Genomic DNA, 15,105 nt, shown 5'->3' with positions numbered 1-15,105 from the left:
CGAACCTCTCCGTTCCGCGGGTCAGCCCGCGTCCACCTGGTCCTGGATCTGCTTCAGCACATCGGCCGCCGGCTGATCCTGGATCTGTCCGAACAGCGACTTGAAGGCGCCGTCCGCTGCCGACCACTTCGGGTTGGTCGACGGGTAGAACTGCGCGTCGGGCAGCACGTCGAGGAACGGCTTGAGGGCCTCCTCGCCGGACAGCTCCTCGGCGCCGGACTTCGTGACGGGGAGGAAGCCCTCCGCCTGCACCCACGGCACGTAGACCTCGGGCGAGTAGAAGTAGTCGAGGAACTTCGTGATCGCCTCCTGCTTGTCGCCGTCGTTCTCGAACGCCATGAGCTGGTCCATGACGCCGAGGGTGAACGGCGAGCCGTCCTTGGTCGGGATCGGCACGATCGAGTAGTCGAGGTCCGGGTTGTTGTCGGCGATCTGGCCGACCGTCGGCGGCAGGCCGACCTGCATGCCGATCTTGCCCTGGATGAAGATGTCCATCAGCGGGGAGCGCTGCGTGGAGCCGGGGTCGGCCTGGGTCGCCCCGGCGTCGATCATCTTCTTGATCTGCTCGGCGCCGACGAGGTTCTCCGGGGTGTCGATGGTGATCTCCGACGCGTCGCCGAAGGATCCACCGCCGCCCCAGAGCCACACGGCGGCCTCGGCCTGCGCCTCCTCCGAGCCGAGCGGCATGCCGTAGCCCGCGACACCGCCGCCGAGCCCGGACACCTTGGTCGCCGCGTCGAGCAGGGAGTCCCAGTCGGTCGGCGCCTCGACGCCTGCCTGGGACAGGAGGTCGTTGTTGACGAACAGGGCACGCGCGGAGGCGATCATCGGCAGGGCGTAGGCCGTGCCGTCGACCTCGGCGTTGGCGAGGAAGGAGTCCTGGAAGTCGGAGTAGACGTCGTCGGACACGACCTCCTCGACCGGGTAGAGCAGCTCGTCCTCGACGAAGCCCGCGAAAGGGCCGCCGTTGTAGATGTCGGGCGCCTCGCCCGCCTGGACCTTCGTGGAGATGACCTTCTCGAGGTTGTCCCACGACTGCACCTCGAGGTTGACCTTGATGTCGGGGTTGTCCTTCGTGAAACCGTCGATGACGTCTTCCCAGAGGCCCTTCGTGGCGTCGGAGTAGCTGGGGACGAGCAGGTCGAGCGTGCTGGCGTCGTCGCCGCCGCCGCTGTCTCCTCCCGATCCACCGAAACCGCAGGATGCGAGCGACAGCGTGGCGACGGCCGCGACCGCTGCGGCCCCGTATCGCCGTGACTTGTTCATGGGCATTGCATTCCTCACTGTGGGTGCTGCTCCAGCGGGCGGGATCCGCTCTCCGGAGAGGGGGGTGGTGCACAGTCGCAGAACACTCCACGCGACGGTGCGTGATGATCACGCCGCCGAGGTGGTCGCGATCGTCCGAGCGGGGGCTCGGGGGAACTCGTCCCGATTATTTGTCAGGCAAACAAACAAATCAAGATGTTGCTCTCTTGGGACGAAATACTATGATCGGATTAAGCCCGAAACAATCACAAGTACGCAACAACTCGTCCGAAAGGCCTCATCATGACCGATTCGCTGCCCGGCGCGCACATGCGCGAAGAGCTCCGCTCCCAGCCGGAGATGTGGGCCACCGCCGCCGAGCTCACCGCCGAGCAGGCGCTGCTGCCGGCTCGCGGGGCACGGGTCGCGGTCGTCGGCTGCGGCACCTCGTGGTTCATGGCCCAGTCGTACGCCGCGCTGCGCGAGTCGTCCGGTCACGGCGAGACCGATGCGTTCGCGGCGTCCGAGGCCTTCATCGACCGCGGCTACGACGCGGTCGTCGCCCTCACCCGCTCCGGCACCACGACCGAGGTGCTGGAACTCGTCGACCGCATCAAGGGGCGCACCCGCACGATCGGCGTGATCGGCGACCCCGACTCCCCGCTCGTCGCGCTCGTCGACGACGCCGTGCTGCTGCCGTTCGCCGACGAGCAGTCGGTGGTGCAGACGCGCTTCGCCACGACCGCGCTCGCTCTCTTCCGGGCGTCGCTGGGCGAGGACCTCTCCGGGGCCATCGCCGACGCCACGGCCGTGCTCGCCGAGGAGGGCGACGACACCGAGCTGCGCGACGCCGAGCAGTACACGTTCCTCGGGCGGGGCTGGACGATCGGCCTGGCCCACGAGGCCGCCCTGAAGCTGCGCGAGTCGTCGCAGTCGTGGACCGAGGCGTACCCGTCGATGGACTACCGCCACGGTCCGATCGCCATCGCCGCGCCGGGCCGGGTGACGTGGCAGTTCGGAGAGGCACCGGAAGGACTGGCCGCGGAGGTGCGCGCCACGGGCGCCCGTTTCGAGCACCGCGCGATCGACCCGCTCGCCGACCTCGTGCGCTTGCACCGCACAGCCCTCGACCGTGCCGTGGCCCGTGGGCTCGACCCCGACCAGCCGCGCAACCTCACGCGATCCGTCATCCTGGATGCATGACGCCAGCGATCCCCGGAGCCGAGCGATGACCCCGAACGACGCCGCGGACGCCATCCCCGACGTCGCGAGGGACGAGGCCGGCGAGAAGCTCGCCGCGGTGCGCACGCTCGGCGCCGGGTCGCCGGTCCTGGCCTTCGACGTCGGCGGGACGGACATCAAGTCGGCACTGTTCGACGCGGAAGGACGGGCGCTCGGCCTCCGCCGCACGCCGACTCCCACGGCCGACGTCGACCGCACCCCCGCGCTGCTCGACCGGCTGCAGGTGCTCGCCGCGCAGCTCCGCGACGAGCATCCCGACGTGGTGCCCCGCGCCGCCGGGCTCGTGGTGCCGGGGATCGTCGACGCCGCGGCAGGGATCGGCGTGTTCGCGAGCAACATGGGCTGGCGGGACGCGCCGCTGCGCGCGCTCGCCGCGGAGCGTCTCGGCCTCCCCGTCGCGTTCGACCACGACGTGCGTGCCGCGAGCTGGGCCGAGCACGAGCTGGGCGGCGCGCGGGCCTACGACGACGCGGTGATCCTGGTGATCGGCACCGGGATCGCCGGGGCCCTGCTCGTCGGCGGCCGCCCCTACACGGCCGGGGGCTATGCCGGCGAGATCGGGCACTCCCCGATCGCCGACGGACCGGTGTGCCCGTGCGGTGCCCGTGGCTGTCTGGAGGCCGTCGCCTCGGCGGGAGCCATCGCGCGCCGCTACCGGGAGGCGACGGGCACGGCGCCGGACGGCGCCAAGGACGTCATCGCCCGAGCGGCCGCCGGGGACCGGGTCGCCGCCGACATCTGGGACTCGGCGCTGGACGCGCTCACCCTGTCGCTCGCGCAGCTGACCGCCGTGGTCGCCCCCGAGGCCGTGGTGATCGGCGGCGGACTGTCGCGGGCGGGCGGCGCGCTCTTCGACGAGCTGCGGTCGCGTCTCGCCGCCCGCCTCAGCTTCCACCGCCTCCCCGCACTCGTCCCGGCCGAGCTGTCCGGCAACGCGGGACTGATCGGCGCCGCCCTCCGCGCCAGGGAGCTCACATGATCCTCACCGTCACCCCGAACCCCGCGCTCGACCTCACGTGGCAGGTCGACCGTCTCGTCGCCGGCGGGACGCACCGCGCCGAGACCGGAGCGTCCCGCGCCGGCGGCAAGGGCCTCAACGTCGCCAGGGTCGCACACGCCGAGGGGGCGTCCGTCCTCGCGCTGACCACGGCCGGCGGTCCGGTCGGCGCGCAGTTCGCCGCGGAGCTCACGGCCAGCGGCGTGCCCCATGTGCTCGTGCCCGTCGCGGCCGACACGCGTCGCAGCATCGCCCTCGTCGACGAGGCCGCGGGCGACACCACGATCGTCAACGAGCGAGGGGTGAACCCCACCGATGCCGAGTGGGGCGGGCTCCTCGCGGAGATCGTCGACCGGCTTCCCGGCGCCGGGGTCCTCGTCGTCTCCGGGAGCCTTCCGCCGGGAGCGCCGGATTCGCTCGTGCCGATGCTCGTCGCGGTGGGTGCGGACGCCCGCGTCCCCGTGATCGTGGACACCTCCGGCCCGGCCCTCCTGCGCGCCGCCGACGCCGGCGCCGCCGTGCTCAAGCCCAACGCCGCCGAGCTCGCCGAGGCCACCGGCATCAGCGACCCCGTCGAGGGCGCGCGGTCGCTGCTGGCCCGGGGCGCCGAGCTCGTGCTCCTGTCGCTCGGGGCCGACGGCATGCTCGCGGTCACCCCGACCGATCTCCTGCACGCCCGACTCGACGAGCCGCTCTCCGGCAACCCGACCGGGGCGGGAGACGCTGCGGTCGCGGCCTGCGCCGTGCTCACCGCGGAGGGCGAGCGCAACCCCGAGGTCATCCTCCGTCGCGCGACCGCGTGGTCGGCAGCCGCCGTCCTCATGCCGCTCGCCGGCGACATCTCCCCCCGCTGGCGCGCGCTCGAGGAGCGGCTCCGCGTCTCCCGCCCCGACCCCGCCTCCTTCCGGAAGGACCCTTCGTGACCCTCGTCTCCGCTCGGGAGCTCGTCTCCGCGGCTGCCACCGCCGGCACCGGCATCGGCGCGTTCAACGTCATCCATCTGGAGACCGCAGAGGGCCTCGTCCGAGCCTCCGCGCTCGCACAGCTCCCCGTGATCCTGCAGATCTCGCAGAACTGCGCCGACTACCACGGCGGTCTGGAGCCGATCGCCCTCGCGACGCTCGCCGCGGCGCGACGCGCGGAGACCCCGGTGGCGGTGCACCTCGACCATGCGGAGCGACCGGAGCTCGTGGACGAAGCCGTGTCCCTCGGGCTCGGCTCGGTGATGTTCGACGGCGGCGCGCTGCCCTACGACGAGAACGTGGCGCTGACAGCCGAGGTCGCCGCCCGGGCCCGCGCGGCGGGGGTGTACGTGGAGGGCGAGCTCGGCGAGGTGGGCGGGAAGGACGGCGCCCACGCCCCCGGTGTCCGCACCGATCCGGGCGAGGCGCGGGCGTTCGTGGCCGCCACCGGTGTGGACGCCCTCGCCGTGGCCGTGGGGTCTTCGCACGCCATGACCGACCGCACCGCCTCCCTCGACCTCGACCTCATCGCCCGCCTGCGTGCGGCCCTGCGTGGTGCCGCCGCCGACGGGACGGATGTGCCCCTCGTGCTGCACGGCTCGTCCGGGGTGGCCGACGCCGTGATCGCCGATGCCGTGCGCGCCGGGATGACGAAGGTCAACGTCTCCACCCATCTCAACGGCTTCTTCACGCGGGCGGTCCGCGAGGTGCTCGCCGCCGACGAGCGTCTCGTCGACTCCCGCAAGTACCTCGCTCCCGCCCGCGCCGCCCTCGCGGACGAAGCCGCCCGGATGCTGCGACTGTTCGCCCTGCTGCCGTCGGAGAATCCCGCTCCGGTCGCAGAGGTTCCGGGCACGGCTGCGACCTCGACGCGAAACGACGACCGGTGAAGCGCGCGGCCCGACTGCACGCGATCCTCGACCTCCTCGCGGCGGACGGAGAGGTCACGGTGGAGGAGCTGGTGGAGCGGTTCGGGGCCTCCCCGGCCACCACCCGCCGCGACCTCGACTCCCTCGCCGAGCAGCGGCTGCTCACCCGCACGCACGGCGGTGCCGTGGCCCAGACCGTCGCCTACGAACTGCCGCTCCGCTACAAGAGCCATCTCCGCACGCACGAGAAGGAGAGCATCGCGCAGACCGCGGCGGCGCTCGTCACCCCCGGCATGGTGGTCGGGCTCTCCGGAGGCACGACGACCACGGCCATCGCGGCCGCGCTCGCCGCCCGCGAGGATCTGGCGGCGGAGGGCGGGATCACGGTGGTCACCAATGCCGTGAACATCGCCGCCCAGCTCGCGACCCGGCCGGAGATCAAGGTGGTCGTCACGGGCGGGGTCATCCACTCGCGCACCTACGAGCTCGTCGGCCCGTTCGTCGAGCAGCTGCTCCGCGGGGTGCGGCTGGACCTCGCGTTCATCGGCGTGAACGGGATGGACGCGGCAGCCGGGGCGACCACGCAGGACGAGCGCGAGGCGGCAGTGAACCGGATGATGGCGGAGCGGGCGCGGCGGGCCGTCGTCGTGACCGACGGCAGCAAGCTCGGCGCCGAGGCCTTCTCCACCGTCGGCGGGCCGGAGCTCTTCGCCACGGTCATCACCGATCGAGGAGCCGACCAGGCCGCTGTCGACGCGCTGCGTGCCGCGGGGTACTCCGTCCTCCTCGCCTGAGGCCCTCCGGCCGCACGCGGACGCCCCGAGGGCCTCGGCGTCCCCAGATCGCCGAGGCCCTGCGGGAGCATCGCAGCTGCATACCGCGACGCTCCCGGAGCAGATGGTGTCCGTCTCGTCTTCCCGCTCCCCAGCGGCGTTTCCCCAGAACCGACGGCGCCTCCCTCGTGCCTCTCCCTTCGAGGCCTTTCGCTCGACACCTTCCGAAGAACAGGAGAAGGCGGGTGCGATTCTGATACCTCGATCCGGGAAAAAAGTCAGAATCCGTTGCCGTGACACTGGAACGGGGCGGAAACCCCCGTCATGAGCGCGGCGCTCGCCAGGGCGTCGGCGGGGGACGCGCCGCCGGCGAGACCCTCGTGGACCGCGGTCAGGAGCTCGCACGCGTCGTCGTCCGGCACCGTGACGGGGGCCGCGATCACCGCCTCCGCGCCCGCGTGCAACCACACCCGCGTCATGCCCAGGGCCTCCTCGCCCCAGCGCACGGAGGAGCGACCCAGCTCGCACGCCGAGAGGATCACGGTCCGCGGCACCCGGGCGATGAGGTCGACGTCGTAGCCGAAGAGCACCCCGTCGGCGAGTTCGAACCCGGAGAACAGCGGATTGTCGACCGCGTGGCGTCCGTGCGCAGCGATATGGAGCACGTCGACGGAGGCCGCCAGCTCCGTGACGGCGGTCACGGTCGCGGTGGGGCCCTGCAGCGTCCGGGTCGTCCCTCGTCTCGCCCAGGATTCCGCTGCGCGCTGGACCTCTTCCGCGGCCCGCGCCACCCGTGGTCCCGCCGCGAACCCGACGCGCGGGGTCGAGGCGGCCGAAGCCTCCCCGTCGAGCCAGCGCGAGACCGAGGTCGCGAGGGTGAACGGCACTCCGTGCATGCCGGGGAGCATGGCCCACGGCACCCCGCCGAGGATGCCGGGAACGGTGATCACGAACCGCGCGGCGCCCGCGGCGGCCTGGCGCATCGGCGCGAGCAGCTCCTCGTCGAGGACCGCGAGGCGCGCTGCCAGAGCGCGCGCGGTCACCGGACCCATCGCTCCGTCCCGCGTGAGCGCGGCCATGTCGAGGTCGGCACGCAGGCCGTCGAGGGCGGTCCGCACCCGCGACCAGGACAGGTCGACGAGGGTCGCGCCGTCCGGCTGCACCACCACCCCGTGCAGGCCGGCGCCGGTATAGACGTAGGCCAGGACTGCCGTGTCGGCCGGCAGGAGCGCGGAGGCCTCGGTCAGCGTCCGACGTTCCCGCATCGCCCCGGAGCCGGTGGCCGACCACTGCCGCTCGCGCACCCGGTCGCGGAGCGCGCGGACGGTGGGGTCGGTCGTCCAGTCCGCCCCCGCGAGGTCGGCACGCAGCATCCGGAGCTCGGCGAGGTCGGCGGCGAGGGCGTCGTCGTGCGGGGGGCGGACCGGGGCGACCTGCTGACTGAGGTGCCGGGCCCGCTCGGACCACTCGAAGAGCGTCGCCGGGTCGCGACGGCGGACGGCCGCGGCGAGTCCCGTGAACACGAGGTCGCTGGCATGCATGGCGACGGAGGCCTGCAGGTCGAGGGCACCGAACGAGCGCTGCCATGCCGACAGCAGGTCGAGCCCGGTGGCGGCGGCGCGCAGCGCGTCCCCGTCGCGACCGCGCCCGGCGGCGCGGGCCGCGCGGACCTCCTGCGCGCGGAGGCGGAGCGGCGTCGGGGCCGAGGCGGGGATGCGGGGGAGGCGGCCGGTGCCGTCGCGGCGGGCGCTCAACCGCAGGGCCGTGGCCTCGGTGCGGAAGCCGCTCCGGTCGAGCTCCTGTGCCACCTGCTCCCACGCGGCGGCGTCCAGCGGGCGATCGGGCCGGATCCGCTGTCGGGCTTCCAGCTCCACCGCCGCGGCGCGGGCCGCCCAGCCGCTGCTGCCGAGGGAGGTGAAGCGGCGGGCTGCCGTCCTCGCGGCGCGCGCGGCGGCCCGGGGATCGTGCCGGACGAGGGAGCGGGCGAGGTGGAACTCCGCCTCGCCGCGGGCCTGGCGCATCCGCTGGGCGCCGAACTGCACGGCCACCTGGGCGAGCAGGGCCTCCGCCTCGGTCGTCAGCCCGGCGTCGCGGAGCACCTCGGCGCGGTCGAGGTCGCTGATGGCGGTGGCGAGGGCACTGGTGGCGGCGAACGTCGGCCGGGATTCGGCCATCAGGCGCAGCGCCGACACGAGGTCGCCGCCGAGGAGCGCGGCGTAACCGAGGTTGTGCGTGGCCTCGGCGAGGGAGTCCGGTTCGTCGTGCGCCTCGTAGATCCCGATCGCACGGCGGAGGTCGGCCATGCAGGTGTCCAGGTGATGGCGCTGCATCCGCACGACCGCCCGGTTCATCAGGCAGTTGGCGAGCGCGGGGGTCTCGCTCCCGGTCGCGGCCAGGGCGTCGATCGCGGCGGTCAGGCTCGCCTCGGCCTCCTCCATCCGGCCCCCGTGCATGAGGAGGGCGCCGAGCTGCCCGCCGAGGAGGGCGACCGTCTCGGCCTGCAGCCCGTCCCTGGCCAGCGCCTCCCGGCACAGCGCCTCCGCCGCCGCGGGCTCGCCGGTCTGCGCGAGCACGTAGGCGGCCGTCCCGTCGATGCGGGCGCGGAGGTCGGCATCGTCGGTGCGGGCGGCGGCCTTCTCCAGTTCCCGCCTGGCGCGGGTGAACTGCCGGGCGTTGGCCGCCTCGACGCCGCGTCGGTGCAGCGCGCTTGCGGACAGGGGCATCCGTCCAGGATGCCGTGCCGGAGCGGTCGTGCGGAAGGGTGCGAGGTGTCAGGACCTCTCGTGCGGCGTCGGCAGGGACTTCAGCACGGCGGCGACGGCCTTCCCGGCGACGGCGGGCTTCACCCCCGCGGCCGGGACGGCGCCGAGCTGGGCCGCGACCCGACCGGCGATGTACGGAGCGGCGAAGGAGGTGCCGCTCCACACCGCGAAGCCGCCGCGGTAGTCGTCCGGGTCGAGCGTCTCGCGCGGCAGCCCGTCGATGTCCGCGCGGGTCGCGGCCTGCGCGCCGCCGACGAAGGCGGGCGAGGTGCTGACCACGGCCGCGCCCGGGGCGTACACCTGCACCCAGGGGCCGACGTTCGAGAACAGGGCGACGGAGTGCGCCGACGGGTTCAGGGCGCCGACCGACACGTGCGGAGCGCCGTCGTCGGACGGCAGCCCGTTGTCGGCGCCGGGCCACGGCCACAGCGAGGCGGGGAACGAGGGCCGATCGATCGCGTCGTTGCCGGCCGAGCAGACGACCACGCAGCCGAGCTCTCTGGCCTTCGCGAGGAGCTCGTACAGGGTCCTGCTGAAGAGCCCGTCGGTCGGGGTCTCGTGGTAGTAGCTGAGGGAGAGGTTGAGCACGTCGATCGGGAAGCCGGTCGTCGGATCCTCGCGGTGCCGCCGCAGCAGTTCCACGACCTGCGCCACGGTCTCCAGGAGCGTGCTCTCGTCGACCACCCCGAGCGCGCCGGCGACGCGGATCGAGAGGATGTCGGCGTCCGGGGCGGCCTGACGCACGAGGCCCGCGATGAAGGTGCCGTGACCGGCCACCGCATCGATCTCGCCGTCGAGCTGCCCGTACAGGTCGGGGTAGCGTTCGGGGTCGGCGTCGTCCGTGAAGCCCACGGGGACGCCGTCGAGTTCGACGTGCCGGGTGACGATGTCGGACGGCAGCCAGGCGTGCTCCCCGCAGCCGGTGTCGAGGATCGCCACGACCGGTCGTCGTCCGCGCTTCGGAGCGGCTGCTCGAGCCGGAGCGGGGCCGAGCCAGGTGACCGGCTGCCGCGCCCCGCGTCCGGGCTCCAGGTAGTCGTCGCTGCCGCCTCCGCCGGGAGCGGCACCGCGGACGGGGTTCGTCCGCGTGAACGGGTTCGTCCGCGTGAACGGGTTCGTCCGGGTGAACGGGTTGAGTCCGACCGGGTCGATCGAGAGCACGTGCTCCAGGCTGGTCCGCGGCATGGTCGAGCGCGACAGCCGGCGCGCGCGCTGCAGCACCCGCCAGGCGTCGGGCGCCACGGGGGACTCGCCCCTGGTCGGCTCATCCGGCGTGGTCAGGCGTGCCCGCAGGAACCCCGCGACACCCGGCACGAGCTCGCCGTTCCCGATCTCGCGCTCCGGCGACTCCACCTCCAGCCGCCAGCCGAAGGAGTCCGCGGCATCCCTCAAGGCGCGCAGCTCGCGGTCGTACGCCTCCTGCTCGTCCAGGGCGCGCGTGATGAGCAGCCGCTCGGGCAGGTACGCGGTGGGGAACGCCCGGATCCCGTCCACCGGTTCCGTGCTGGGGTCGAGGGCGGTGCCGCGGCGGATCGATCCCTCCGCGCGGTCCTGCCAGGTCCATCCCTGGGGCTGCTCCATCGGTCATCCTCTCCGTGGGCATCGCCGGCGACGGCGCCGGCGACGCGGGGTCACAACTCGAACTGCGGGGTCTCCAGGGTGCGGGTCTCGTCGCCGACCGTCGCGGTCAGGCGCACGCGGCTGAGCCCGGACGGCACCTCGTCGAACACGAATCGGCCGGTCTCCGCCGGGGTCGTGCGGCGCTCGCGCTCGCCCTGCAGCAACAGGATCTCCGCGGCGGCGGTGTCCACCCAGCCGTCGATCCGCCGTCGCCCGGACGCGGTCGTCGTGACGTGGAGGAGGATGCTCGTGCTGCCGTCGCTGAACTGCAGCGTGAGGGCGTCGGTCTCGCCGCGGACCGCGCCGAGCTGGCCTTCCACGAGCGTGAGCAGCGCGTACTCGCGGTTGAGCCCGTCCGCGGCGACCGCGGCGACCATCCGGTCGATCAGCCCGGCAGGGACCGGATCGACCTCTCTCCAGAGGCTGCGCAGGCGGGCGAACAGTCGGGCGTCGTCCTCATCGCTCATGATTGTCCCTCCGTCCGGGTGGCCGGGGCGTCGAGGAGGTCGCGGAGCTTCGCGAGGCAGCGGCTGCGGGTCGGGCCGATGCTGCCGACCGGCATGGAGAGGTCGCGGGCGAGGCGGGCGTAGTCAGGACGGTCCTCGAAGGCGATCACGCGGAGCAGTCGTTGGCAGCGCTCGGCAAGGCGGCGGACGGCGGCCCAGAGTCGGCGGTTCTCGTCGTCGAGCGCGGCGTGCTCCTCCGCGGACGCCTGCTCCGGAAGCAGGGCGTCCAGGTCGTCGGATTCCGCGGTGTCGACGCGACCAACGGCCTTGCCGACCTTCCAGGCCTCGCGGCGGGCGGTGGTCGTGAGCCAGGCGGAGACGGCACGCGAGTCGGCGATGGCGCCGTGGCCACGCACGAGCTGGAGCCAGGTCGTCTGCACGACGTCTTCCGCGAGGGTGCGTTCGAGGCCGTAGGCGCGCACGACGTGCCAGAGCACGGGCGTCATCAGCCGTACCAGGTCGTCCATCGAGCGGCCGTCGCCATCGCGCCACGCATCGAACAGGTCCGCGGCGCGTTCCCAGCGTGCACGCCCGTCGTCGGATGCCGGATCGAAGGCGGCGCCGGGGGCACCGTCGATCATGAAGCCCATTGTGATCACACCTACTAGGAGCACGGCAAGGGCTCGGTGATACATGTCGCCGTCCAAGAATTCCGACGGCCGGATCCGTGGTGCGACGCCGCCCTCGCTAGCGTGGAGGGGTGATCGCTCTCGTCGTCGTGCTGTTCCTCAACGCCGGTTTCAACGTGCTGGTCTGGCCGCGGTTCTACACCCGCGTCGCGAAGGACCCGCGTGCGAGGGACGAGAACGGCAAGGCCACCCCGTTCCTCCGCGTGCACGGCATCCTCATCGCGATCGCGCTGGTGCTGGCCGTGGCCTCCGCGGCGGCGGGGATCACCGTGCTCGCGGTCGCGCCCTAGCGCAGTGTCTCCACCTCAGTCCCCCTCGTACCGGGCGGCGTGCGCGGCCCAGCGAGACTCGACCGGGAGGCTGCGGAGGGCGCGGTTCCCGATCGCGAGGGCGGCGGCCACCACGCAGAGGGCCGCGCAGATGAGGATGGTGCCTTGTCGTCCGAGCCCGGCCAGGCCGAAGCCGGCGATGAGCGGGGCGAGCGGCATCGCGCCCATCGCGAGGACCCCCATGGCGCTGTTCGCGCGCCCCAGCAGACGTGATGGCGTGGCCACCATGAAGTAGCCCATCATCCCGGCGTTCAGGGCGGGGACGAGGAGCACCGTGGCACCGAGGACGGCGGAGACGGTCCACGGTGCCGACGCGAACGACAGCACGACGGCGCCGAGGGCGACCACTGCGAGCCCGCCGATCGTGAGCACGCCCGCCGGGATCCGGGGCACGAGGAGCGGGGCGACGATCGCGCCGACGAGCATTACGGCGCCGATGGCCGCGCTGACGGTTCCGATGAGGAGTTCGGAATGGCCTGCCTGCTGCAGCGCATAGACGGCCGTGGTGATCGCGGCGTTGAAGCCGAGGTTCACGATGGTCATGATGAGCATGACGCCGCCGAGGTCGGGACGGGACAGCAGCCAGCCGAAGCCTTCGCGGAACTCCCGCCAGGCGTTCGGGCGCGCGGGGGGCGCGCCGCCGTCGTCCTCGTCCAGGGCGCCGACGTCGGCGATGCCCGCGCGCCGGACCTGTCGCCCGAGGAGCCCGGCGGTCACGGCGGCGACGAGGTGGCACAGGGTCATGACCGCGCCGACGAGCCAGCCGCCTACGCCGAGCAGCAGCCCGCCCAGCGGGCCGCCGGCGAGCTGAAGGGCCGCATCGCGCCCCTGGTTCGCGGCCTGCGCGCGCCCCATCGCGTCGTCCGGGACGATCTCCTTCAGCGCGCTCTCCCCGGCGACGTCGAAGAGGCCGCTCCGCGCGGCCAGCAGCACGTCGATCACGAGGAGAGTTGCGAAGGTGAGGGCGCCGCCGAGGGCGAGCAGGGTGAAGGCCCCGGCCAGCACGATCCCCAGAATCGAGCCGACGAGCATGAGCACGATGCGCTGGTGCCGGTCCGCGATGATCCCGCCCACGAGGGTGAGCAGCACACGCGCCACCATGCCCGCCCCCGCGATGATGCCGGCCTGTGCGGGGTCGTTCGTGATGACGAGCGCGAGGAGCGGGACCGCGAACCCGAAGAGCGCCGAGGCGAGCCCCTTGCTCGTGTCGCTCACGAGCCAGGTGAGGTAGCGCGTGTTCTGCCACAGGCGGTGCGGAGTGCTCGTCGTGCTCATGGCTCGACGATAGTTCCGCAAGAATAATTGCGCAACTGTTCGTGCGCATTTGCGTGACTAGGATCGGGGAATGGCTGACGACGCGGAGAAGACCTCTCGGGAGGACGCCGCCTTCATGACGTCGGCCATGCTCAAGGCCTACTCACACCCGCTGCGCCGCCAGATCCTCCGCCTCATCGCGCGCCGCGGTTTCCTGCGCGCCGCGGACATCGCCGGCGCGCTCGACGTGCCGGCCAACAGCGCCAGCTTCCACCTGCGGGTGCTCGCCGAGGCGGGGCTCATCGAGGAGGCTCCGGAGCAGGCCAGAGACCGTCGCGACCGCGTGTGGACGGGACGCAAGGGCGCCCTCACCGTCGGCGGTCCGGAGAATCCGGTCGCGGACGAGGCGCTCGGCGATGCGGTGGTGGCCGCGCTCGCAGAGGACCACGTCGACCTGCTCCGCCGTGTGGTGGCCTGGACGCCCGAGTATGTGTCCGGTCGCACCGCCGACGTGCACGCGTCGTTCGTGCAGCGCACCATCCGACTGACCGAGGCCGAGTTCGACGACGTGATGCACAAGATCGATGACGTGCTCTCCGCCGCCGACGACGCGCACGACGACACCGACCCCGCGGGCCGTCACTGGCAGCTGGACATCGTCGTCGCCGACGACACCATCTGACTCACTCGTCTTCGTCGTCGAGGCGCTCGCCGCTGAGGATGAGGATGCGGCGGAGGTGCATCGCCGTCAGCACGCCCGGTCCCATCGAGCTGCGCACGTCGAACGTGCGGTCGTCGACCTTCTCCAGCAGCAGCCGGATCGCGCGCGCCGCCTCCGCGCGGCGGCGATGCGCCGCGCTCGAGGCGGGGTCGTCCTCCGCGATGACGTCGGCGACGGCGTGGCAGGCCGCCGACAACGGCTCGGGCAGGGCAGGATCCAGGGGCATGGCCGCCGGACGCTCCCAGATCGTGTCGGCCGTCGCGTCGGCGATGTCCCGGATGAGGTGCGCGATCCGGTCGAGGGTGGAGAGCTGCTCGTGGATGTGGGCGGTGCCCGCATGCCGGCGTCGCGCGCGCGGGTTGTAGCGGACGCTCTCGTCGGCCTCGGCCAGGGCGGCACGGAGGTCGGCGGTGGTCTCGGCGAGCGCCGCGGCATCGTCGGCCCACTGTGCGGTCTCCGGCGGCCAGGACTCCGAGACCGCGGAGCCGATGTCGTGGAGGTGCCCGGCGAGCTGTCGTCGGAACTCCTCCACCCGCGCCTCGGCCGATCCGATGAGCGGGGCGGGGGCGAAGAGGAGGTTCACCACCAGACCGATGACGATCCCGACCCCCATCTGGGCCAGGTAGCCGAGGGAGTAGTCGTCCGCGTTCTGACCGCCGATGATGAGCACGAACAGCGCCGCCATCGGGACGTACTCCTTGCCGACGCCGAACCAGCCGGTGCCGGAGACGAGGACGCCGAGGCCGACCACGAGCGGGATCGTCCACCACGTCGGCCCGACCGTGAGCACGATCACCGCGGCCAGACCGATGCCGGTGGCCAGACCGAACAGGGTCTGCAGGCTCGACCGCATGGACCCCATGAGCGTGGGGTACATGCTCACGAGCGCGCCCAGGGGTGCGTAATACGGGTACTCGTCGGTGACCCCCGGCATGTGCGGTGCGATCGTCCACGCGAGCCCGACGGCGAGCGCCGTCTTGGCCACGAGGAGCAGACGGGCGGGGCGGACCGCCTCACGGACGGTGCGGGCGAGGTACGAGCGGCGCTCGCGGACGCGCAGGCGCGAAAGGTCGGGCGTCACGTCATCCTCTCCTCGCGGCGGTCGGGTGGTCCATCTCTGGCGAGGATAGGGCGGCAGGCGGCGCGCGGCCACCGGGTTGCCCCGCCTCGGGTCGCCGGGTAGAGGGCGGCCGAAC

Annotated in this window: 14 protein-coding genes; 7 read left to right on the top strand and 7 right to left on the bottom strand. The window is 73.0% G+C overall.

Annotation, left to right across the window (positions count from 1 at the left end; translation table 11 throughout):
• Nucleotides 1–21 precede the first annotated feature (21 nt).
• Nucleotides 22–1,266 (bottom strand): extracellular solute-binding protein, encoded by a 1,245-nt coding sequence (locus tag KVS71_RS01620; RefSeq protein WP_105948999.1) that lies wholly within the window; start codon nucleotides 1,264–1,266, stop codon nucleotides 22–24.
• Between the two features lie 282 nt (nucleotides 1,267–1,548).
• On the opposite strand from KVS71_RS01620, the gene KVS71_RS01615 reads away from it, so the two are divergent.
• The 5 genes from KVS71_RS01615 to KVS71_RS01595 are packed head-to-tail and all read left to right on the top strand — an operon-like array spanning nucleotide 1,549 to nucleotide 6,109.
• The gene (locus KVS71_RS01615) at nucleotides 1,549–2,448 is read left to right on the top strand and encodes a sugar isomerase (protein WP_217583186.1); all 900 of its coding nucleotides are present in this window, start codon (nucleotides 1,549–1,551) and stop codon (nucleotides 2,446–2,448) included.
• 25 nt (nucleotides 2,449–2,473) lie between these two features.
• A complete protein-coding gene (locus tag KVS71_RS01610) occupies nucleotides 2,474–3,466 on the top strand; it encodes an ROK family protein (RefSeq protein WP_217583184.1) in 993 nt (330 codons plus the stop codon).
• Nucleotides 3,463–4,407, top strand: a complete 945-nt coding sequence (locus KVS71_RS01605) for a 1-phosphofructokinase family hexose kinase (protein ID WP_217583182.1) — start codon at nucleotides 3,463–3,465, stop codon at nucleotides 4,405–4,407. The genes KVS71_RS01610 and KVS71_RS01605 overlap by 4 nt, the downstream gene beginning before the upstream one ends.
• The gene (locus tag KVS71_RS01600) at nucleotides 4,404–5,336 is read left to right on the top strand and encodes a class II fructose-bisphosphate aldolase (protein WP_217583174.1); all 933 of its coding nucleotides are present in this window, start codon (nucleotides 4,404–4,406) and stop codon (nucleotides 5,334–5,336) included. Before KVS71_RS01605 ends, KVS71_RS01600 begins: the two co-directional genes overlap by 4 nt.
• A complete protein-coding gene (locus KVS71_RS01595) occupies nucleotides 5,333–6,109 on the top strand; it encodes a DeoR/GlpR family DNA-binding transcription regulator (RefSeq protein WP_217583172.1) in 777 nt (258 codons plus the stop codon). The genes KVS71_RS01600 and KVS71_RS01595 overlap by 4 nt, the downstream gene beginning before the upstream one ends.
• A gap of 257 nt (nucleotides 6,110–6,366) precedes the next feature.
• Here the strand turns inward: KVS71_RS01595 and KVS71_RS01590 are convergent, their stop codons facing one another.
• Genes KVS71_RS01590 through KVS71_RS01575 form a run of 4 tightly spaced genes read right to left on the bottom strand, consistent with a single transcriptional unit; the run spans nucleotide 6,367 to nucleotide 11,557 of the window.
• Complete coding sequence (locus KVS71_RS01590) at nucleotides 6,367–8,811, bottom strand: CHAT domain-containing protein (protein ID WP_217583170.1); 2,445 nt, start codon at nucleotides 8,809–8,811, stop codon at nucleotides 6,367–6,369.
• Between the two features lie 48 nt (nucleotides 8,812–8,859).
• Nucleotides 8,860–10,431, bottom strand: a complete 1,572-nt coding sequence (locus tag KVS71_RS01585; protein ID WP_217583168.1) for a S8/S53 family peptidase — start codon at nucleotides 10,429–10,431, stop codon at nucleotides 8,860–8,862.
• 50 nt (nucleotides 10,432–10,481) lie between these two features.
• The gene (locus tag KVS71_RS01580) at nucleotides 10,482–10,937 is read right to left on the bottom strand and encodes a hypothetical protein (protein ID WP_025104190.1); all 456 of its coding nucleotides are present in this window, start codon (nucleotides 10,935–10,937) and stop codon (nucleotides 10,482–10,484) included.
• Nucleotides 10,934–11,557: an RNA polymerase sigma factor gene (locus KVS71_RS01575; RefSeq protein ID WP_231919551.1), complete on the bottom strand. Its 624-nt coding sequence runs from the start codon at nucleotides 11,555–11,557 to the stop codon at nucleotides 10,934–10,936. Before KVS71_RS01575 ends, KVS71_RS01580 begins: the two co-directional genes overlap by 4 nt.
• A 119-nt stretch (nucleotides 11,558–11,676) precedes the next feature.
• Between KVS71_RS01575 and KVS71_RS01570 the strand changes: the two genes are divergently transcribed.
• Nucleotides 11,677–11,895 (top strand): SCO4848 family membrane protein, encoded by a 219-nt coding sequence (locus KVS71_RS01570; RefSeq protein WP_060923264.1) that lies wholly within the window; start codon nucleotides 11,677–11,679, stop codon nucleotides 11,893–11,895.
• A 15-nt stretch (nucleotides 11,896–11,910) separates the two neighbouring features.
• Here KVS71_RS01570 and KVS71_RS01565 read toward each other — a convergent pair whose 3' ends face one another.
• Entirely contained in the window at nucleotides 11,911–13,209 is a 1,299-nt protein-coding gene (locus tag KVS71_RS01565) for an MFS transporter (RefSeq protein WP_060923263.1), read from the bottom strand.
• Nucleotides 13,210–13,279: 70 nt separating this feature from the next.
• Between KVS71_RS01565 and KVS71_RS01560 the strand changes: the two genes are divergently transcribed.
• Nucleotides 13,280–13,870, top strand: coding sequence for a transcriptional regulator (locus tag KVS71_RS01560; RefSeq protein ID WP_060923262.1), 591 nt, complete (start codon nucleotides 13,280–13,282; stop codon nucleotides 13,868–13,870).
• A gap of 1 nt (nucleotide 13,871) precedes the next feature.
• Here KVS71_RS01560 and KVS71_RS01555 read toward each other — a convergent pair whose 3' ends face one another.
• Complete coding sequence (locus KVS71_RS01555) at nucleotides 13,872–14,990, bottom strand: aromatic acid exporter family protein (protein WP_217583166.1); 1,119 nt, start codon at nucleotides 14,988–14,990, stop codon at nucleotides 13,872–13,874.
• Nucleotides 14,991–15,105: the final 115 nt, after the last annotated feature.

It is taken from the genome of Microbacterium sp. GbtcB4 (assembly GCF_019091465.1).
Taxonomy (GTDB): Bacteria; Actinomycetota; Actinomycetes; order Actinomycetales; family Microbacteriaceae; genus Microbacterium; species Microbacterium paraoxydans.
The sequence above is the reverse complement of the archived record's forward strand: the minus strand, read 5'-3'. Positions and strand labels throughout refer to the sequence as shown.